Source organism: Paenibacillus sp. RC21 (assembly GCF_044907935.1).
Taxonomy (GTDB): domain Bacteria; phylum Bacillota; class Bacilli; order Paenibacillales; family Paenibacillaceae; genus Paenibacillus; species Paenibacillus terrae_A.
Genome location: NZ_JBIYCS010000003.1, coordinates 136,244 through 157,010 on the forward strand (window position 1 = coordinate 136,244; position 20,767 = coordinate 157,010).

Sequence of the window (20,767 nt, forward strand, 5' to 3'; positions counted from 1 at the left end):
TACAAAGAAAGCAGGTATGCGGTATGACCATTAGTCTTTCCAAAGGACAACGCATTGATCTGACCAAAACCAATCCTGGCTTGACCCGTGTTGTCGTAGGTCTTGGATGGGATACGAATAAATACAGCGGTGGCGCTGACTTTGACCTGGATGCTTCGGCTTTCCTGCTTTATGAAGACGGCAAAGCAAAAGCTGCTGATGATTTTGTATTTTACAACAATCCAACTGGCGGAGCAGGATCAGTGACCCATACAGGCGATAACCGCACAGGTGAAGGGGATGGGGATGACGAGCAAATCATCGTTGATTTTTCGAAGATTCCTGCGAACATCCACCGTATCGGGATCACGGTTACCATTTATGATTACGAGGCACGTGCGCAAAACTTTGGTCAAGTGTCCAATGCTTTCGTACGTGTGGTAGACGCAGCGACGGATCGTGAAGTGCTGCGCTACGATTTGGGAGAGGATTTCTCAACCGAAACGGCCGTGGTATTCTGTGAATTTTACCGTCAGAATGCGGACTGGAAATTCCAGGCGATCGGCAGTGGCTTTGCTGGTGGATTGGGTGCGCTTGCTAAAAACTATGGCTTGGACGCTCAATAATATCCACTTGGGGTGGTGTCCATAGGGCGCTACCCTTTTTTTAAGCCATTGAATTGGCGTGCGCTGACACATGACAAACGGACAGAAAGGTGACACAATCATGGCTGTTATCGTAGTAAAGGGACAGAAGGCGGATTTGACGAAAACGAATCCGGGTCTGACCCAGGTCAACGTAGGGATCGGCTGGGAGTCCCCAGCGGCTCTGGAACTGGATACTTCGGCATTTTTGTTAGGCTCTGGAGGAAAAGTGTCAAGCGATGAGGATTTAATTTTTTATAACAATCCGACCACGCCCTTTATCACATATTCAGACGGACAACAGTCCGGTGACAAAAAGCAATTTGCCCTTGATCTGACGCGAATTCCTGCAAACATCGAGAAGATTGCGTTCACGCTGACGATTTATGATGCGGATCAGAAACGGCAAAATTTTGGACAGGTTCAAGGCGGGTTCATTCGTTTTGCTCATCCGGTTAGCGGAGAGGTTTTGCGGTTTAATTTGGACAGCGGATTTACAGTGGAAACGGCCATTGTCATTGGTGAACTGTATCGTCATAACGGGGAATGGAAATTCAACGCGATTGGCGCAGGTTTTTCCGGTGGATTGGATGCGTTGTGCGTTAATTTTGGGATTGAAGTGGAAAATAATCCGGCTCCGCCGCCAGTGCCTACACCACCTCCAACTCCTCAGCCAGTACCAACACCGCCGCCAGCACCTCCTGCTCCGAAGCCAGAGCCATCTGCAACACCGGTGAATCTGAATCTGCGCAAAATTGAGCTGAAGAAGAAGGGCGACACCATCAACCTGAAAAAAGGCTCAGGTGGATTGGGAGAAATCCTGATCAATCTGAACTGGAATCAGGTGCAGCAGAGCAAGGGCTTTTTCAGTCGTGGCTCCAAGGGTGTCGATCTGGATCTGGGCTGCTTGTATGAGATGAAGGACGGGGACAAAGGTGTTGTTCAGGCGCTGGGTGAAGCTTTCGGCTCGCTGAATCGCTTTCCATACATTGCTTTGGACGGCGACGACCGTACTGGATCTGTGAAAACAGGGGAAAATCTCCGCATCAACGGTGCTAAAATTTCTGAAATCAAGCGAATTTTGGTGTTTACCTTCATCTATGAAGGGGTCACGAACTGGTCACAGGCGGACGGGGTAGTCACGTTGTACCAGAAGGACGGACCGGACATTGTCGTTCACCTGAATGAACATGACAACCGCAAGGGGATGTGTGCGATTGCCATGCTCCAAAACGTGAACGATGAGACGTTCAGCATTGAAAGACTCGTGCAGTTCTATGGCGGTCATCGTGAGTTGGATCGTGCACATAACTGGGGCATGCGCTGGTCGCAGGGTAGCAAATAAACTGAATTATCGGAGGCACTCTTTTCATGTTGAATGATTTATTTAAAAATATCAGCGAGAACTACGGCCATTTCTTTTCATGGAGTGATGTTGTAGCTACGCTTTCTGACCCGGTGAGTTGGGGGATTATTGGAACTCTCATTTTGCTGGAAGGTCTTTTGTCGGCGGATAACGCCTTGGTTCTCGCAGTTATGGTTAAGCATTTACCGAAGGAGCAACAGAAGAGAGCCTTATTTTACGGGATTTTGGGTGCGTATATATTCAGGTTCCTCGCGATCGGCTTGGGTACATTCCTGATTAAGTTCACGCTGATTAAGGTGCTGGGTGCGGCTTATCTGCTCTATATCGCTTATAAGGGCTTATTCAAGTCCGAAAGTGACGGAGAAGTGAAAAACAAACCTACTTCTTTCTGGAAAACCGTATTAATGGTCGAGCTGATGGATATTGCCTTCAGTATTGACAGTGTCATTGCCGCTTTTGGTGTAAGCGAACAGGTATGGGTTCTGTTCCTGGGTGGTATTATCGGCGTTCTGATGATGCGCGGTGTTGCACAAGTGTTCCTCAAGCTCATTGATAAATTTCCGGAACTGGAACAGACAGCCTTTATTTTGATCGCCATTATCGGGGGTAAAATGCTGGCTGCTGCTTTTGGCTTTCATATGTCGCAGGTTTTATTCTTCGGCATTTTGATTGCCGTCTTTGTAGGCACCATGTTTATTAGCTCGGCGAAAAGAAAGAAAAAGGCCGACGAAGAGGCTTAATGTACAAAGTATAGCGAAATCCCTCCTGAACTTAAGGGGGGATTTCTTTTATACCCGAGGCACAGGGCTTCAGTCAGGCAAGAAAGAGCAAGAGGAGGAGAAGGCCCTGAAATATTTTAATGATTTGACCTCTGAGGAAGTAGAAGCGATCTTTTGTACGCCGCCGTCAGAATTTAATAACCGATCCCCCAAAAGTATATTGGCTTACGCGATAGGGGCGGCTTTGTACATGCCTGCGACCCGTTCGGAAGTAGCGGAAGAGATCAAGAATGGAAAACATGAAGGATTGACGACGGTCATGCTGGATTTGGAGGATGCCATTGGGGATCAGCAGGTCGGGCAGGCGGAACAGTCGCTGGCACAGCAGTTACTTCAACTATTTTCGTATGTACGGACAGGCGTGATGAGTGAACAGAGTTTACCGCTGCTGTTTGTACGTGTGCGATCTGTGGAACAGCTCGAACGGCTACTGAACGGGTTGGGAGAATCTCTGTCGCTACTGACGGGCTTTGTTTTGCCCAAGTTTTCTTCTGACAATGGACGAGCATATTTTGAACTCATTGCCGGATATAACCGGGGTAAGGCTGAACAGAGCATCCCCGTGTTGTACGGATTACCGATCCTCGAAAGCTCCAACATCATTTACCGGGAAACCCGCTGGAATGAGCTGCTGTCGATCAAAGATATTTTGGACGAGTATCAGGAATATGTGCTGAATGTACGAATTGGGGCAACTGATTTTTCCAGCCTGTTTGGCTTGAGACGTAGCCCGGATATTACAATCTATGAAATTGCCGTCATTCGGGATTGCATCGCTGATATTATTAACTTGTTTGGACGCGTAGATTCGGATTATGTCATTTCCGGTCCTGTGTGGGAATATTTCTCTCATCGGGAACGTGTATTTAAGCCTCAATTAAGAGTGTCGCCCTTTGAGGATGCATTTGGTAAGCAGGGACGCAATCTGCGGATGGACTTCATTTCAGATGCGGTGGACGGACTAATACGAGAGGTCATGATGGACAAGGAAAATGGCATCATCGGCAAAACGATCATCCATCCTTCCCATATTAAGCCGGTACAGGCCATGTACGCAGTGACACATGAAGAGTACATGGATGCCCTCGCGATTGTGGAGCGTAATGACGGTAGTCTGGGTGTATTCAAAAGCACCTATGCCAACAAAATGAATGAAATTAAGCCGCATTTAAATTGGGCTCATCGTATTATAAACAGATCAAAAGTATACGGGGTGTTACATGAACAACAACATTTTGTCAGTCTCTTACCCAACCACGAAAACACATCTGCTGCCTATCCTGGAGCAGTTCAGCGTTAAAATTACCGAAACACATAATCCATTCCGCCTTCCTGTAGACAAGCTGTTTGCGATGGCGGCGCGGGTGAACAAGAAGCGTTCGTTTTTGTTTGTCAGCAAGGTGCTGGGCAAGCATATTCCGGTGAGCCCTTACACCTCTCTGCTGAGTGGTGCGGCGCTGGCTATACTGCTGTACAAGGAGCTTGTCCCACAGGCGGGACAACAGATGGATGAGCTGATTGGAGAGGCTGTGAAGGGACTTCTGGATTCGGACTATGCCCAAGAAGCCTATCGTAAGCTGATGGACGAACGTTTGGCTTTTGCGGAGCCGATCAAGTTTGTTGGCTTTGCCGAGACGGCTACGGCGCTGGGACACGCCATGTATCAGGTGTTTGCGGACGGTGCTTCGTATATTCATACGACGCGCGAGGATATTCCGGGTCTTCAGCCGATCATTCGATTTGAAGAAGAACATTCGCATGCTGTTGATCATCGCTGCTATGCGCTGGATGAGCATGCATTTGCGGGAGACGGCCCCATTGTGCTGGTAGATGATGAAATTACGACGGGCAAAACGACCCTTAATATTATTCGGGATATTCAGGCACATTTTCCAAGAAAGCAATATGTGATTGCTTCGTTATTGGATTGGCGGACAGACAGCGATGAGCAGGCTTTCACCGATCTGGAGGCAGAGCTGGGCATTACGATTACGCCTTTAAGCTTGCTCAAAGGAAAGATTGAGGTACAGGGAGTGCCGATGCTGGATCACGCAGAATACGCTGGGCGAGCCGGGCATGCAGAACATGCTGCTACTAGCATAGCAGAGGATACGACAGACGCTTCTGGAATAATTGACCACTGTTTTGCAGAGGATGCGTCTGGTTTTGAACGGGTAGTACACAGCTCGATTTCAACGGACGGATATGCCAATCAGGCTCCTTATTTGAAATATACAGGTCGTTTCGGCCTGCAATCCGTCGATAATGTTGCGTTGGATGCGGAAATTACGTGTACTGCGGAACGATTGAAGAAGCTTCGCTCAGGGCAGCGCACGCTGGTGATGGGTACGGGGGAATTTATGTACATTCCGATGCGGATTGCTGCGGAGCTAGGCCCGAATGTGCATTATCAGTCGACAACGCGCAGCCCGGTTTACCCCCATCGTGAGGAAGGGTATGGCGTAGTTTGTGGTGTACCTTATCCCTCACCTGATGATGGGACGGTGCGCAATTTTATTTATAATGTAGATCCTGGTCAGTATGACGAGATCTTTGTATTGATCGAAAGGGAGTCGGACGCGCAGCGAATGCAGCCCATGCTGGATGCTTTGACCCGTCTTGGCTGCGACCAAGTGCATGTCGTTTATTTTAACCGATTAACTGGGCCGGAGAGTAAAGGAGAGCGGATATGAAGCAGACACTCATTAAGCAAATACAACAGAAGAACATTCATCCGCCCGAACCGTTGGGGAGCTATCCTACATCGGATGTGACATTTTTATTGAAGGATTTGAGCCGTGTTACGTTGGAAAAAGGGACCGAGGATCGTGAAGAGGCGATTCAGTCGGGAGTCCATTATTCAGAAATGCTTCCGGTGGAATATGAGCCTACAGCGGAGTATATTGCACTGTTTCACGAAACGCTTGACCAATCGGCCGAAAAAGTCGCGTTAGCCGCAGCTTCTGTGGCTGAAATGATTGTGAGAAAAAGGGGCCTGAACACGGCGATTGTTTCGCTTGCCAGAGCAGGAACTCCCATCGGTATCTTGATCAAGCGGTATATTGACTGGAAGTATGGCGTTTCCCTGCCGCATTACAGCATTTCCATTATTCGCGGCAAAGGCATTGACCGGAATGCTATTTTGTATATTTTACAGCAGCATGGGCTGGATATTGAGCTCCAGTTTGTCGATGGCTGGACGGGAAAAGGTGCGATTCGGCAGGTGCTGATTGAGGCTTGCCGTGAGATGAACGCAGATTACGGATTGCGCCTGAATGATGATCTGGCGGTGCTGGCCGATCCGGGTAGCTGCTCGGATACCTTCGGTACACGGGAAGATTATTTGATCCCGAGCGCTTGTCTGAATTCGACCGTATCGGGTTTGATGAGCCGGACGGTATTGCGCGACGATCTGATAGGACCGGACGATTTCCATGGGGCCAAATTTTATGAATCCTGGCGGTCGGTCGACCAGTCCAATACGTTTGTGGATACGGTTTCCGGTTACTATCAAGACGTGGCTGAAACTGCCGTTGCGTATGCTGAACAGATGACATTGAATCCACCTGTGGTGACGTGGCAGGGCTTACGGGATATCGAGGCGATTCAAGAGGCTTTTGGTATTCGGGATATCAATCTGGTAAAGCCCGGTGTGGGGGAGACGACCCGTGTGCTGCTGCGCAGGGTGCCATGGAAAATCCTGATTGACCGTGAAGATAATCCGAATCTTCGGCATATTATACTGCTGGCAAAGGACCGGGGAGTGCCTGTCGAGGTGTTTGAAGGTCTGACCTATTCCTGCTGCGGGATCATCAAGCCGCTCAAGGGAGGACAAGAATGATCTACGCAAGCGATCTGGATCAGACGCTAATTTACTCCAAACGCTCGCTTGGCGTGCCGTTGGAGTCGCCTGGGCTGCTGCCTGCGGAACACATTGAAGGGGAAACAGCGGCGTTTATTTCAGCACAGGCCCTCCAACTGCTGAAGACGCTGCCGCCAGACGTGATGTTTATACCTGTGACGACTCGCACGATGGCACAGTATGGACGGATCATGGTGTTTCAAACGGAGCTGGTTCCGGCGTATGCCGTGACCAGTAATGGCGGTAACATCATCGTCGGAGGCGAGGTGGATCGGGAGTGGAATCGTCGCATTCACGAGCAGGTACGTCGAGATGGTGCTAATGCGGAAGAAGCACGTCATGTATTCGGACAGGTGCTGCATGAGGATTGGGTTAGGAGTGAGCGTTTATGCGACGAGTTATTTTACGCATTCGTTATAGAACGAGATCGGATGCCGCTGGAACAGGTGCTGGAGAAGGCGCGAATCATGCGTGAAATGGGCTGGGAGGTATCCATTCAAGGGCGTAAGGTGTATCTGGTGCCTGCGGCCGTGAATAAACAGGCAGCCGTGGAGCATATCCGTAACCTCACGGATGGGGGGCCAATCATTGCGTCCGGCGATTCTTTGCTGGACCGTTGTCTGCTGGACTATGCCGACTATGCAATTGCTCCACGTCATGGCGAGCTGTACCGGGAACAGCTGCGGGATGAGTTGGAGGTCAATTACCGTTTTACGGATGTGTCGGGTGTATATGCTGCGGACGAGATTATGGCCTATGTCCATGAAATACAGTTCATTTCAAGACAGAAAGGGGGCAAGGCTCTGTGAAGAAGCTCAAGGTGTATTTTAACCGCTGGTTTTCGGTGGCGTATCATTATATGAATGCGATTCGTAACAATGAGGACGGTATTCCGTTCGAGATCTATGCGACGCACTCGGACCCGCAGCATATGGCATTACAGGCCAGTGATGTGGCTGAGGTGGAGCCGCGCATAAGTGGCGTGGAGTATGCACGTTATTGTGCGGATTTTTGCCAGCGTCACGGAATTGATGTATTTATTCCACGGTGGAATATGCTCGATATTAGCAAGAATCTTCATCTGTTCGACGAAATTGGAACGAAGGTCATCGTATGCCGGGATACCGAACTGCTGGAACAGTTGATGGAAAAGGATCTGTTTTACGAATCCATTCGCCAAAAGGACATTGTCACGATTCCCGATTATGCCATTGCCAGCAATGCAGAGCAGTTTAAACAGGCTTATGAGACGTTAACGGCACGCGAGCATAAGGTATGCTTCAAGCCATGTAATGCAGAGGGCGGAATGGGTTTTCGCATCATCGACAACGAACGTAACCCGCTGGAGGAGCTGTTCGGTCATGCGCTGAACCATATTTCGTTCGAGGAGGCATATCGTGTATTGTCATCCACAGAGTCGTTCCCCAACCTGATGGTGATGGAGCTGCTGGAGGGCTATGAATACAGTATTGATTGCCTGGCTGATCGAAACGGAAAGCTGCTGGCAGCAGTTCCGCGCAGGAAGGCGGGAGGACGATTACGGTTGCTGGAGCAGCATACCGAGCTGCTGGATGTGGCGCATAAGGTCGCTGAGGCGTATCATATTCCGTACAATTATAACATTCAGGTAAAATATAACGGCGAGCGTCCCAAACTGCTGGAAATCAATCCGCGGATGTCTGGTGGACTACATGTGTCATGCTTGTCCGGCATCAATTTTCCTTATCTGGCGGTGAAATCGGCTTTGGGTAACGAGGTCGGTCCGCTTCATCCGCAATACGACATTTTAGCCAGTCACATCGAGCAGCCGATCACCATACGTAAATCCTTACATTGACATATGTAGAGTGTGTTTTCTACAATATGGTAAGGGTTTACGTCAGGAGGTACAAGCTATGACGTCAAAAATGTGGGGAACCACGATTGCCGTGGCCAGCTATCTGATTGCGCTTTTGCTAAGTTTTTGGTTACCGTTGTTTGTGTGTTTGGCGATTCCGGTCATTTGCTTAGGGGGATACAATGTCGTTATGGCTATCCGCCATCCCCGTCCCAATCTCACGGGTTCCGTTATCCCGGTAGAGCAGGTACAAGCTGTTGAGACACAGAAAATTGAAAAGGAAGCCTCGGCACCAACGGAGCCTGTAACTGGAAAACCACGCTTATCAGAACAGGTGAGCAGCGAATTTGCTCAGGTCATGGAGTATCTGGAGGTATTGGAGGATATGGTAATCTCCGAGGGGCAAAAGGATGCGCTCGATAACGAGATCGTCGAGAAGGCATTGGCTCTGTTCGCACGTTTACAGCGGGTGATTCCGCTTTTGCATGAATTAAATAACAGCGAAGTAAACCACACCGTTCGGAGGCTGATTTTGAAGGACCTGAATGGACTGATTAATCCGTTTCTCCGGCTCAGCGGTGATGCCAAGCGAACCAACCGGAGAACGTTATTAAACGGCTTGCGGGATGTGGATAGCAAAATATCGGTGATTGTATCCACGGTGGAGCACAAGGATCTGCTTGAATTACAAACCAAAGCCGAGCTGATTCACCAGCGTTATAGCAGTTTCGAATTGTAGGCTATTTAAGAAACAGCAGCATAGCTGCTCTGAACAATAACTATTAGCCGTTGGTTAACAGTTATTGTGTAGAATAGGAGGTAGCGTTATGGCGACCCCATGGGCTGAATTGAAAAAAGAAGACGAACAAAAGGTGACCGAGGAGGCTTCACTGCTCATTCAGAAGGTGTCACAGAGCGATGTCATGAGTCTGGATACCTTAATGGACGACATCGGGAAGCTGGGGGTTAAAACGCAGGAGCGTGCGGGACAGACTCTTAAAATGCTGGATCGCCCGGTGAACGACCTCATGTCCGGCGACCGGGCAAAAGTATCGAACATGATCTTAAAGCTGCGGGATGAATGCGAAACGCTCCAGCAGAGCAAAAATGTGAGCTTTTTCGGCAAGCTTCTACGGAAAAGCCCGCTGAAGAACTACATTTACAAATATCAGTCCGTCAAAACAAACATCGAGCAAATCATTACAGCCTTGAGAGACGGTAAGGACAATCTGGAAGAAAATATCGTCAGCATGAGGCAGTTGAAAAAGGCTTCCATTGAGGAAATCTACAATTTGCAGACGAAGATCGCCTTTGGCAATCGGTTGAAGGAGCTGTTCGAGACTGAGATTGCCAAGCCGGAGAATGAAACGCGGAAGCCTCATCTGGAACGGGGATTGCGCAAGGTGGTTACTCGCACGCAGTCGATGACCGAAATGATTTTGCTCTACAATCAAGCGATTGCGGCAACGGATATTATTAATGATAATAATGATAAACTGATTGATTCTGTGAATAATGCCATTGATAAAACGTCGAATTTGATCACTGTATCGGCTATGATCGCGATGGCACTGGCGGATCAGGACAAAATCATTTCAGCCGTGGATGCCACGAATCGTACGATTGAGAATCAATTCAAGGAAAATGCCAAGCTTCTCAAAACGACGACTGAGAGAACGACAGATTTACTTAGCAAGCCTTCTATGTCACTGGAGGCTGTAAATCAGGCGATTGGCGATTTGGTATCAGCTTTGGATCTGTCCGAAAAATCCAACCGTCAAATTATTGAAAGCTGCCATGATTATACGAGCAAAATGACGGCAATCAACGCCAACCTCAGCCAACGTCTGGGTATAGAGGGGAAGGAACAGCCCAAGAGTTTGAAGGATAAAGATTCTTCCGAAGGACTAAGCTCGTTTCTGAACTGATTTTACAAATGTAAAATAATAGACCTAACCTATTGAAAAGACGCCAGGGCGATCCTGAAAGGCGTCTTTTTTGGTTTGGGGGCAGCTAATAAAGGACATGATAATCATACATAGCAATCTCGTGCATAAACTCTTAAAAAGTGAAATGACAAAGGAGAGAACGAGCGTATGATGTCCTTTATTTTGGGGTGTGTGATTGTCTATCTGCTTGTAGCTGCCAGTAGTGAAAAAGCTGATTCTATCGTGGAATTAAATGATGCTGTGAAATAAATTTTTTTATTGAAAATCATGCATTTTCTGATAGGATAGAGTTAAATATTGGAATCCCAAAGGAGAATGCATGCTGGAATTTTCATTTGAAATCATCGACGAATCGAAAATCAACATTGTGTATCAGTATGGGAGCAGCAGCTTTAATTTCAATTTGTTTTTTAATTACGGTGTATGGACGCTGCATCCTTTTGACGGAATTCTGTTGCAAAACAAGGAAATGTGCCGTCTGATCGTGGCGGACCTGTTTAAGAACAAAGATTTTCATGTCATGCTGGTACGGGAAAATATTTTGTTGTCAGCCTTGCGTACCTCTATTGATCTCAATCCAGAAACCCGGGGAGAGCGATACCAAGAGCAGGAGCCAGATGAACTGTCTGAATTTGCTGGGGCACACAGCTTTGAAGATGTGCTGCATATGGAGCAGGATTCCATCCGCCAGCGTATCGAATTTTTCCAGAACATTATTCAAAAAATGTATATGGAAGGATTCGGCCCGGAAGACAGCGACTTTAACAAGGTACAAGCTATGATCCGAATTTACAAAGATGCGCATGACCAGCTTGGAGATTTGAGCGACTTTCCCCTGAGAGGCGACGAACGCCGCAGATGGTAGATTAGACGGACTAAGGCAAACATCATAGAGGAGCGTGGGGAATATGAGCGGTATTTCTTTGCTTAAAAAGAATGCGCAACTGGTACTGACTAAAAAGAATCTAACGAATGTGACTGCGAGAGTTGGATTGGTGCTCGATATTTCAGGATCTATGAGAAGTTTGTACAAAAATGGAACCGTTCAAAAGGTGTTGGAGCGAATTGTCGCGGTAGCGAGTTCTTTGGATGATGATGGTGTGCTGGACGTATGGGTGTATGATCACCGTTTTTCGCGTTTGCCGTCCGTTACCGAAAATGACGTTGATAGCTATGTTGAAAGACACATTTTGTCCAATGATTATTTGCCCAAGTTCGGTCGTAATGATGAGCCGCCTGTAATGCGGGATGTCATCGCCAAATACACCAAGGAAGAGCCTTTTGCTGATCCGGCTTTTGTTATTTTTATTAATGATGGCGGTGTGAAACGTGGAAAAGGAGACAACATCGACAACGCGGTAATTGATTCGTCAGGAGAACCGATTTTCTGGCAATTTATCGGTGTGGGTGAGTCCGATTTTGGCGTATTAAAAAAGCTCGACAACATAGAAGGTCGTGTGGTAGATAACGCTAACTTTTTTCAAATCCAAGATATCGAATCTATGGAAGACAATGCATTGTACGAACTATTGCTTAACGAGTTCCCTTTATGGCTGCAAGAAGCGAAAGACAAGCATATTTATTAAGCTTAGTAGGCCTTGTAATGTGAGATTTCTACAAAGCTTGAGTTGAAAAATAGATATTAAAAAAAGAGAGTCCCACGAATAAATGAACTGTGACCCGAAAGATGGACACTTTGAAAAAAAGTGACCTCTCTCGGGTCTCTTTGCGTTTATTATCGGTATACACGAAAGGTTGGGGATACAAAATGGGGAACCGTTGGTCTACCGGTGAGCAAAGGTTTAGTGAAAGTCAGATCCGCCAGATGGAGGATAATACTAACGTATTGCATATTACAGAGCGTTCTATTGCTTACCAACCCACATTCAAGTTGGCAGCTCTAAAGGCCTATCAGGAGGGGAAAACTCCTGCGGAAATCTTCAGGGAGGCAGGATTCAACTTAGATATGATCGGACGGGAGAATCCGAATAGATGCTTAAAACGTTGGAGAAGAACCTTTGCTTCTCAAGGTGAAGCCGGTCTTCTGGAAGAGCAACGAGGAAAAGGCAGCACGGGAAGGCCCGCAGCAGAACAGTCGATGGAGAAGAAGCTTGCACAAGCTGAGGCACGGATAAAGCTCCTGGAAGCGGAGAACGACTTCCTAAAAAAGCTCGAGGCGCTCGAGAGACAAGCCCAGCAGAACCAACGCTGACACCCTCTGAGCGCTTCGAACTCATCCATCGTACCATCCGTAAGCATCAACTTGAGAAGATGACTCATCATCTTTGTAAAATGGCGAATGTCAGTAAAAGCGGGTACTACCGGTGGTTAGCCGCTGAACAAGCACGACAGCTGAGAGAAGAAGCAGACGAACAGGATCTGTTACTCATCAGGGAACATTTTGAAAAACGTAATGGGAAAGTGGGAGCACTTGTTTTAAAAATGTGCTTGGAGCATAAGAGTGGCGTCATCATGAACCATAAGAAAATTCGCCGTATCATGCGTAAATACGGGTTGGTGGCCAAGATACGCCAGGCCAATCCGTACCGTAAGCTTGTAAAGGCCACACAAGAGCACCAGACACTCCCTAATCACCTTAAGCGTCAGTTTGACCAGGGCGAGCCGGAGAAAGTCTTTCTCACAGACATCACATACCTGCACTATGGTCAGGGGCAATGTGCGTATTTGTCCTGTGTAAAGGACGGTGCAAGCAAACAGATTCTTGCTCATTATGTATCCTCGTCCTTAGAAATGACGATCGTAGATCGAACCTTGGACAGGTTGATTCAACGACTGGATGGCAACATTCACCCCGAAGCCACCATCCATTCTGACCAAGGTTTTCACTACACGAATCCGAGGTTCCAAGCTCGAGTTAAAGAGATAGGCTTCCAGCAGTCCATGTCGCGAAAGAGTAACTGCTGGGACAATGCCTCCATGGAGTCTTTCTTCGGTCATATGAAGGATGAACTCGAGTATAGGGACAGCGTTACTCTCCAGGAATTACGGGCACGCATTAATGAATACATGGATTACTACAACACCGATCGGTATCAATGGACATTAAAAAAGATGACTCCTGATGAATACAGGAACCATCTATTAACAGCATAATCTAACTCTTTTCTTTTATGTGTCCACAAATAGGGTCACAGTTCACAACTCCGCGGAACTCTCTTTTTTTGTATTGTCTAGGGGCAGGCCAAGTTTAACCACTTGGCCTGCCCCTCTTTCCACCCCTACACCCTTCTAAAACGTATAGAAGGGTGTAGGGGTGGAAAGAGGGGCGGGCAGAATTGTTCTGAAGAAGCGAAGCGTTCGTCTTTATTCCCGGATTTCACCCTTTACAGGCTCTTATTCAAAAGAAATCCGGGAATAACAGCGATCGGAAGAACAATCTGCACGCGCAGCGCCTACCAACCGTAAGAAAGCTTCTCACACGCTTTAACCTATTCCCATTAAAACCAGCGAGCAAAGCACAAGCCCCGTACCGCATCCCGAGGTGTACACCTTGAGATGTCGGAACACAGACGTTTTCCAGGCAGTTAGAGACTCATCCGAACGCAAGCGTTCGTTTTCCTCCTGTAGTGCCTTGGATTGTCGGATGAACAGATGTCTGATGTCGGCGAATCCCCGCAGGAAGAGGGTGAGAAACCCGCTTTGCAGGACGTGGAAGATTGCGCCGATCACCAAGCCCAGCAAGCCCAACAGGAATAGCAGATTCGCGGTAGCCATATTTTCACGGCCATCCAGAAGATGGGGTGAGGCGTACAGATAGCCAAAGGTACCGATGATCAGGGCCGTTATCCCGAAACGAAAAAACATTATTTTTCGACCCGTTTGGCAAAACGAAGGTCCGGGTTCGAACGAGCGTCAAATACGATGCCTTGAACTTTAGGACTGATCAATGCCGTGTCCGCAGAGAACTGGATCGGGATAATTGGCAGATCCTCCATCAATACGTCCTCAGCCTGATGAAGCTGCTCGAAGCGTTTTGCCGGATCAAGCTCGAAGGTAGAAGATTCGATCAGCTTGTCATACTCCGGATTGCTCCAGTTGGTAAAGTTGTTCGAGTTTTTGGAAGTGTAGTGTCCCAATACGCCGAGCGGATCAAGGAAGTTTCCTTCCCAGCCCATGCGGGCGATCTGGAAGTTCTTTTGTTTAAAGGTATCAATGTACGTTTTCCATTCCTGATTTTCCAGCGTCACTTCAACACCCAGGTTCGTTTTCAGCATTTCCTGAATCGCTTCAGCTACTTTTTTATGCTTGTCCGAAGTGTTGTACTTGAAGGTGATCGGTGGCAGTTGGGCCAAACCTTCTTCTTTCAGACCTTCGGCCAGCAATTGTTTTGCTTTTGCAGCATCAAACTCATAGTATTTCTTCGGCGCTTCATCACGGAAGTCCTTACCGGATGGAGTTGTTGTTCCGTATGGTACGTATCCGTAAGCCGGAGTTTCGCCACCTTTGGTTACGTTGGTCGCCAGGATTTCACGGTCAATCGCGTAAGCAATGGCCTGTCTGATTTTTTTATTGTCAAAAGGCTTTTGTTTTACGTTAAAAGAATACGTGTACACACTGAAAGATGGATGCGACAAAAATTCCTTGTTGCTCTTCTCCTGATCCAGCGTATCAACGGGAAGACCCAAAATCAGGTCCAGATCGCCTGTTTTGTACATTTGATAATAGGTTGTGGAGTCTTGAACCATTTTAAAGTTAATCGTTGCCATCGTAATGGCATCTTTGTTCCAGTATTGATCGTTTTTCGCCAATGTAATTTGCTCATTATGCTTCCATTCCTTGGCTACATACGCGCCGTTGCCGACAATGGTGTTGGCTTCTGCCGCCCATTTGTCGCTTTTCTCAACCACGGATTGGTTTACGGGCAGATACGCATGACCCACTGCGATCGTTGGGAAGAAGCTTAGCGGTGATTTCAGCTCGACCACAAGGGTTTTGTCGTCCTTGGCTGTAACGCCCACATCTTCGACTTTACCTTTGCCTGTGTTGTAGGCTTCGGCTCCCTTGATGTAGTACAGAGCGGAAGGATCGTAGGCAGCCGTTTTCGGATTCAGGACCCGTTTCCAGGAGTATTCAAAATCCTTTGCAGTAAGCGGATCGCCATTCGACCATTTCGCGCCGTCGCGGATGGTGAAGGTGTATGTTTTGCCGTCAGGAGTTACGTCTACTTTGCTGGCAGCGCCCTCTACGATTTTACCGGCTTTGTCATATGTATACAGACCTTCGTACAGGTTATCAATAACAAAGTAGGACGTTGTATCCGATGCAAAAGCAGGGTCCAGTGTATAAGGCTCGCCACCTGCCAGGTTGGCTGTAATTTCCTGTGGAACATCTGCTTGCGGCGCAGCGGCTGGATCATTGCTTGCTGCTTTGTCTGTATTGCCAGAGCATCCGGCCAAAGCCGTTACTGCCAACAGTAAAATGACAGTCATCCAATGCATTTTTTTCATCGTATAATTCCTCCATTAAGTTTGTTAGTTGTCCAAAAGATAACGTGCACCGTACCGGGATTTATTCATCCTCCTTTCCGGCAGGTATGCCGCGTGTGCGGAGTTCCATAAAGGAGCTGCCGTTGGTTCTGCTGTTGGGCGAGAAATTGCGGATCATGGTAGACACCCCTCCTTTTTCCATTTGTAAATCCCTGTTATTAATGCTGTGAACGCGGATCAAGCGCATCCTGAAGCCCGTCTCCGAGCGTGTTGAACGCCAGCATGGTGAGCGAGATCATCAGTCCGGGGAAGAACAGGCGCCACCATTGTCCGCTTAAAATGACCCCGAGTGAATCGTTAGCCATCGTCCCCCAACTGGCGGAAGGAGATTGAATCCCCAGACCGAGAAAGCTCAGGAACGATTCAGCAAAAATAGCCGAGGGGATGGTGAACGTCAGATTCACGATAATGATCGCCGCTGCATTCGGCAGCAAATGCTTGAAAATAATGCGCGAATGGGAGGTCCCCAAACTACGGGCGGCTAACACATATTCCTGCTGCTTGAGCTGTAAAATTTGCCCCCGAACGACACGAGCCATACCCACCCATCCAGTGATGGATAGGGCAATAATCATCGTGAGCAGTCCCGGTTTCATAATGACAAGCAACAAAATGATGACCAGCAAATAAGGAATGCTGTACAAAATCTCAATAATACGCATCAGGCTGCTGTCAATCCGGTCGCCCGTTTTGCCACGTCCCGCACAATATCCGGCTATACAGCCGACGAGAATGCCAAGCACCAAATCAATGGCGGCAGCGGCAAAGCCGATCATCAGCGAGATTCTCGCCCCGGCCCAGGTCCGTGCCCATACGTCTCTTCCCAGATCATCCGTACCAAACCAATGCTCTCCCGAAGGAGGAAGGTTCGTCTTTAATAGGGATTGGTCACTGGGTGCATAAGGAACCATGGAAGGCCCGGCAATTGCCAGCGCGATAATAATGATAAGTAAGGAAAGCCCCAGTAGAGAGAGCTTGTTGTTAAAAAGTCTGCGAAGCCGATCCCGCCATAGTGATTCTTTGGGTCTGGACAATATGGGGGCGGGTAGCTGGCTGCGGTCAACGGGACTGAACAGGCTGTCCCTTTCGACAGTGGGTGCTGCTTTCATGTTAATCTCCTTTGCTGACTAATTTGATTCGCGGATCGACAAGACGATAGGAAATATCAATTAAAAATAAGGTGACGACCAGAATGGCACTGTAAAAAATGGTTGTGCCCATAATGACCGGATAGTCCCGGTTAAATATACTGTCTACAAAGTATTTACCGATGCCGGGAATGGCGAATATTTTTTCCACAACAAAGGTACCTGTAATGACGGAAGCGAACAGGGGTCCGATGAAGGACAGCACGGGAATTAACGCGTTGCGTAATCCGTGACGGATGACTACGGCCCAAGAGGACAGCCCTTTCGCCTTGGCGGTGCGTATGTATTCCTGATGCATCACTTCAAGCATGCTTGTCCGCATGAAGCGGGCGATGACGGCGAGAGGTGAAACGGCCAGAGCCAGCGATGGAAGCACCGTGTGCTGCCAGGTTCCCCATGAGGCGACCGGGAGCAGATGCCATTTGACGGCGACATATTTGATTAAAAGCGGTGCCAAAATGAAGCTGGGCACGGAAATACCGACAATGGCAATAAACATCGAAATATAATCCAATGGTCGATTATGATGTAAAGCAGCCAGCGTTCCAAGCGCAATACCCGCAATAATCGCAACTACGATGGATTGAATGCCGAGCAATGCGGAAGGTGGGAAACCTCTGGCAATGAGCATGTTTACGTCCGTCGTTTTTGATTGAATAGATGGGCCCATATCCAGCACCAGCAAATTTTTCAGATACAACACATACTGTACGGCAAGCGGCTTGTCCAGATTGTATCTGGCACGCATGTTTTGCAGCACTGCTTCCGGAATCGTTTTAGAATCGTTCGAGAATGGGTCCCCCGGAATGATGTGCATGATGATAAACGTTAAAGTGACGATAATCCACAATGTAACGAGCATCGTAAAAAGACGTTTTAAAATGTACATGGGGCTTTATTTCTCCTGTCTATCAAGCTGATTTACATACTATTGCTGCTAAATTTATGAAATAAATAAAAGTATATAAGAATACTAGGAAATGATAAAACGGTTTTGGCAACGTGTCAAGGTAAGGTTTTACATTATAGAACATTGGTCAAATTTTCGTCACAGGTTTTCCATTTTTATAAGGCCAAGATTCCGCTCCTTCCTCTCGACGAGTATCCTGTGGTATGTTATGATGATACTCTGATAACGTGTTAACGAACTAAAGCGTTTGCCGCCTGTCCTTTGGATAGGGAGGTTACCATTGCTGGAGGGAATAAAATGAAAAAAACAGCCATGTTCACAATGATGATTGGATTGATTATGATCGTTTTGGCCGGATGTTCCGGTGGTAAAGATAACAGCAAGCTGATCATCGGAATTGATGATAAATTTGCACCGATGGGTTTTAGAGATGAAAATAACGAGCTGACCGGATTTGATATTGATTACGCCAAGGCGGCTGCGGAGCAGATGGGCAAGCAAGTGGAATTTCAGCCCATTGACTGGTCTGCCAAAGAATCTGAGCTGAACAGCGGCCGTATTGATCTGATTTGGAACGGATATACGATTACGGATGAGCGCAAGGAAAAGGTGCTGTTTACGAAGCCGTATCTCAAAAATAGTCAGGTGATCGCGCTTCCGGCCAAATCCAATCTCTCGAAGCTGGACGATCTGGCGGGCAAAAACGTGGGTCTTCAAACATTGTCCTCGGCAGCCGATGCACTGGATGCGAATCCGATCAAGAGCAAACTGAAACAGGTGTCTGAGTATCCCGATAATGTGCTTGCGTTGACCGATCTGAAAACCGGACGTCTGGATGCGGTTGTCATTGACGAAGTGGTAGCCAAATACTACATGTCCAAAGAGCCAGGAACGTATAAACTGCTTGGCGAATCGCTGGCCCCTGAGGAGTACGGTATCGGCGTGAAAAAAGGGAACGACGAGCTGCTAACGCAGTTACAATCCGCTTTGGATGAGCTGCAGAAGAACGGTAAAGCCGCTGAAATTTCGAAAAAGTGGTTTGGTGAAGATAAAGTTTTGAATTAATACGTAGCGTATTGAACTAAGGGTTTAGGAGTCGAAGGTTATGAGTATGGATTATATTTTACGAATTATGAAGCCTATGCTCGAAGGGGCGCAGATGACGGTTATTTTATTTTTCATCACGCTCATCTTGTCCATTCCGCTGGGATTTATCGTTACGTTGCTGGCGAAAAGTCGGATTAAGCCTATTGCCTGGCTGATGCATACGTACATTTATGTCATACGGGGCACACCGCTTTTGCTGCAACTGCTGTTCTTTTGCTTTGGTCTGCCGATGCTGCCTGTGATCGGGGAGTATCTGGTGCTGGACCGGACAACGGCTGCGTTGCTGGCGTTTGTGCTGAATTATGCGGCTTATTTTGCTGAAATTTTCAGAGGCGGAATGTTGTCGATTGATAAGGGGCAATACGAAGCTTCTCAAGTGCTGGGCCTGAGCAAGTCGCAGACGCTGATTAGAGTCATTGTGCCGCAAATGGTACGGATTGCTTTGCCAGCGGTCACGAATGAGGCCACAACACTGGTCAAAGATACGGCGTTGCTATATGCGGTAGCTGTACCGGAGCTGCTACATTTTGCGAATACGGCTGTGAACCGTGATTTTACGATTGTGCCTTATTTTGTAGCGGCTATGATCTATTTGTTGTTGGCTTTGGTGCTGACGCTATTCTTTAGAGCGCTGGAAAAACGTTTTAAATTCGAGTAAAAGGAATGTCGGGATATGAACACTAACGCAATAGAAGTAATCGATTTGAAAAAATCGTTCGGTAAGCTCGACGTTCTGAAAAGAGTGAGCTTTAACGTCAAGGCGGGTGAGGTCGTTGCGGTCATCGGTCCTTCTGGCTCGGGGAAAAGCACGATGCTTCGCAGTCTGGTTCATCTGGAGGATGTGACGGGCGGGACGATCCGCATTCATGATAAAGCTTTGGTGGAAAATGGTCAGTACGCCCCGGCAGGCGACATTAAAGGTATTACCACCGGGATGGGCATGGTGTTCCAGCATTTTAATCTGTTCCCTCACTTGACGGTGCAGGATAATCTGGAGCTGGCTCCAAAGCTGGTGAAAAAAACGAGCAAGGCCGAGCTGCGCCGCCAAAGCGTTGAACTGCTGGCTAAAGTCGGCTTGGCGGATAAAGCGGATGCGTATCCGTCCCGACTGTCGGGCGGACAGAAGCAGCGTGTGGCGATTGCCCGGGCAATGATGATGAATCCCGACATTTTGCTGTTCGACGAGCCGACCTCGGCCCTTGATCCCGAGCTGACGGGCGAGGTGCTGCGAGTTATCAAAAAGCTGGCTGAGGAACATATGACGATGGTCATCGTGACCCACGAAATGAACTTTGCGAGAGATGTGGCGGATCGTGTCATTTTTATGGATAATGGTGAAATTGCGGAATCCGGTACACCAGAGCAGATTTTTGGTAATCCGCAGCTAGAGCGGACGAAGGTGTTTTTGAATCGGGTGGGGGATTAAAAATATAGTTGTTCTCAGGAGAGGCGCTGCGCTGACCGACCACCTGTGCAGGCAACCTATTTTTAAGCAGGTGGTATAGGCACGTATCAGGTCGTTAAGTCGACCCCGCCATGGTCAAGGAACGACTGGCCCAATATCGAGCGGCAGAAGCGAAGTAAAGGGATTTGCATACAAAGCAAAGCACTTCAAGGCAAAAGATTACTTTTGCCGTTTGAAGTGCTTTTTTCTGAACTCATATACCGGGAGCAATTAG

The 20,767-nt window shown here is 47.9% G+C and carries 20 protein-coding genes; 16 read left to right on the forward strand and 4 right to left on the reverse strand.

The annotated features are described in order from the left end of the window. Nucleotides 1–23 precede the first annotated feature (23 nt). From ABIA61_RS10390 to ABIA61_RS10450, 13 genes are all read left to right on the forward strand, one after another. On the forward strand, nucleotides 24–605 hold the full coding sequence (locus ABIA61_RS10390) for a TerD family protein (protein ID WP_023987194.1): 582 nt from the start codon (nucleotides 24–26) through the stop codon (nucleotides 603–605). 100 nt (nucleotides 606–705) lie between these two features. Further along, nucleotides 706–1,968: a TerD family protein gene (locus ABIA61_RS10395; RefSeq protein ID WP_283654773.1), complete on the forward strand. Its 1,263-nt coding sequence runs from the start codon at nucleotides 706–708 to the stop codon at nucleotides 1,966–1,968. A 26-nt stretch (nucleotides 1,969–1,994) separates the two neighbouring features. After that, entirely contained in the window at nucleotides 1,995–2,729 is a 735-nt protein-coding gene (locus ABIA61_RS10400; protein WP_283654774.1) for a TerC family protein, read from the forward strand. Nucleotides 2,730–2,853: 124 nt separating this feature from the next. Next, nucleotides 2,854–4,068, forward strand: a complete 1,215-nt coding sequence (locus tag ABIA61_RS10405; RefSeq protein WP_283654775.1) for an HpcH/HpaI aldolase/citrate lyase family protein — start codon at nucleotides 2,854–2,856, stop codon at nucleotides 4,066–4,068. Nucleotides 4,069–4,120: 52 nt separating this feature from the next. Continuing rightward, on the forward strand, nucleotides 4,121–5,461 hold the full coding sequence (locus tag ABIA61_RS10410; protein WP_283656203.1) for a phosphoribosyltransferase family protein: 1,341 nt from the start codon (nucleotides 4,121–4,123) through the stop codon (nucleotides 5,459–5,461). Beyond that, nucleotides 5,458–6,609, forward strand: coding sequence for a cysteine protease StiP family protein (locus tag ABIA61_RS10415; protein ID WP_404580685.1), 1,152 nt, complete (start codon nucleotides 5,458–5,460; stop codon nucleotides 6,607–6,609). Before ABIA61_RS10410 ends, ABIA61_RS10415 begins: the two co-directional genes overlap by 4 nt. Then, nucleotides 6,606–7,439 carry an HAD family hydrolase gene (locus ABIA61_RS10420; RefSeq protein ID WP_404580686.1) on the forward strand — a complete coding sequence of 278 codons (834 nt, stop codon included), beginning with the start codon at nucleotides 6,606–6,608 and terminating at the stop codon, nucleotides 7,437–7,439. Before ABIA61_RS10415 ends, ABIA61_RS10420 begins: the two co-directional genes overlap by 4 nt. Next, the gene (locus ABIA61_RS10425) at nucleotides 7,436–8,467 is read left to right on the forward strand and encodes an ATP-grasp domain-containing protein (protein ID WP_404580687.1); all 1,032 of its coding nucleotides are present in this window, start codon (nucleotides 7,436–7,438) and stop codon (nucleotides 8,465–8,467) included. Before ABIA61_RS10420 ends, ABIA61_RS10425 begins: the two co-directional genes overlap by 4 nt. Before the next feature lie 58 nt (nucleotides 8,468–8,525). Further along, nucleotides 8,526–9,206 carry a hypothetical protein gene (locus ABIA61_RS10430; RefSeq protein WP_404580688.1) on the forward strand — a complete coding sequence of 227 codons (681 nt, stop codon included), beginning with the start codon at nucleotides 8,526–8,528 and terminating at the stop codon, nucleotides 9,204–9,206. A gap of 88 nt (nucleotides 9,207–9,294) precedes the next feature. After that, nucleotides 9,295–10,395: a toxic anion resistance protein gene (locus ABIA61_RS10435; RefSeq protein WP_404580689.1), complete on the forward strand. Its 1,101-nt coding sequence runs from the start codon at nucleotides 9,295–9,297 to the stop codon at nucleotides 10,393–10,395. A 340-nt stretch (nucleotides 10,396–10,735) separates the two neighbouring features. Next, on the forward strand, nucleotides 10,736–11,281 hold the full coding sequence (locus ABIA61_RS10440; protein WP_044646579.1) for a hypothetical protein: 546 nt from the start codon (nucleotides 10,736–10,738) through the stop codon (nucleotides 11,279–11,281). A gap of 43 nt (nucleotides 11,282–11,324) precedes the next feature. Then, on the forward strand, nucleotides 11,325–12,002 hold the full coding sequence (locus tag ABIA61_RS10445) for a vWA domain-containing protein (RefSeq protein ID WP_404580690.1): 678 nt from the start codon (nucleotides 11,325–11,327) through the stop codon (nucleotides 12,000–12,002). A gap of 182 nt (nucleotides 12,003–12,184) precedes the next feature. Next, a protein-coding gene (locus ABIA61_RS10450; RefSeq protein ID WP_283654001.1) for an IS3 family transposase occupies nucleotides 12,185–13,530 on the forward strand; the annotation gives its coding sequence in 2 pieces (ribosomal slippage) (nucleotides 12,185–12,569 and nucleotides 12,569–13,530; 1,347 coding nt in all). A gap of 330 nt (nucleotides 13,531–13,860) precedes the next feature. On the opposite strand, the gene ABIA61_RS10455 is transcribed toward ABIA61_RS10450, so the two are convergent. From ABIA61_RS10455 to ABIA61_RS10470, 4 genes are all read right to left on the reverse strand, one after another. After that, on the reverse strand, nucleotides 13,861–14,241 hold the full coding sequence (locus ABIA61_RS10455) for a DUF3899 domain-containing protein (protein ID WP_283654783.1): 381 nt from the start codon (nucleotides 14,239–14,241) through the stop codon (nucleotides 13,861–13,863). Beyond that, nucleotides 14,241–15,884, reverse strand: coding sequence for a peptide ABC transporter substrate-binding protein (locus ABIA61_RS10460; protein ID WP_283654784.1), 1,644 nt, complete (start codon nucleotides 15,882–15,884; stop codon nucleotides 14,241–14,243). The genes ABIA61_RS10455 and ABIA61_RS10460 overlap by 1 nt, the downstream gene beginning before the upstream one ends. A gap of 197 nt (nucleotides 15,885–16,081) precedes the next feature. Next, on the reverse strand, nucleotides 16,082–17,032 hold the full coding sequence (locus tag ABIA61_RS10465) for an ABC transporter permease (protein ID WP_404580691.1): 951 nt from the start codon (nucleotides 17,030–17,032) through the stop codon (nucleotides 16,082–16,084). A gap of 1 nt (nucleotide 17,033) precedes the next feature. Beyond that, entirely contained in the window at nucleotides 17,034–17,960 is a 927-nt protein-coding gene (locus ABIA61_RS10470) for an ABC transporter permease (RefSeq protein WP_044646710.1), read from the reverse strand. Between the two features lie 318 nt (nucleotides 17,961–18,278). Here ABIA61_RS10470 and ABIA61_RS10475 point away from each other — a divergent pair, with 318 nt between their 5' ends. From ABIA61_RS10475 to ABIA61_RS10485, 3 genes are read left to right on the forward strand one after another with little or no spacing between them, the layout of a single operon-like run. Next, nucleotides 18,279–19,046: an amino acid ABC transporter substrate-binding protein gene (locus ABIA61_RS10475; protein WP_404521113.1), complete on the forward strand. Its 768-nt coding sequence runs from the start codon at nucleotides 18,279–18,281 to the stop codon at nucleotides 19,044–19,046. Between the two features lie 40 nt (nucleotides 19,047–19,086). Beyond that, a complete protein-coding gene (locus tag ABIA61_RS10480; RefSeq protein ID WP_025683112.1) occupies nucleotides 19,087–19,746 on the forward strand; it encodes an amino acid ABC transporter permease in 660 nt (219 codons plus the stop codon). Between the two features lie 15 nt (nucleotides 19,747–19,761). Next, nucleotides 19,762–20,514, forward strand: a complete 753-nt coding sequence (locus tag ABIA61_RS10485; RefSeq protein ID WP_404521115.1) for an amino acid ABC transporter ATP-binding protein — start codon at nucleotides 19,762–19,764, stop codon at nucleotides 20,512–20,514. The last annotated feature ends 253 nt before the right edge of the window (nucleotides 20,515–20,767 follow it).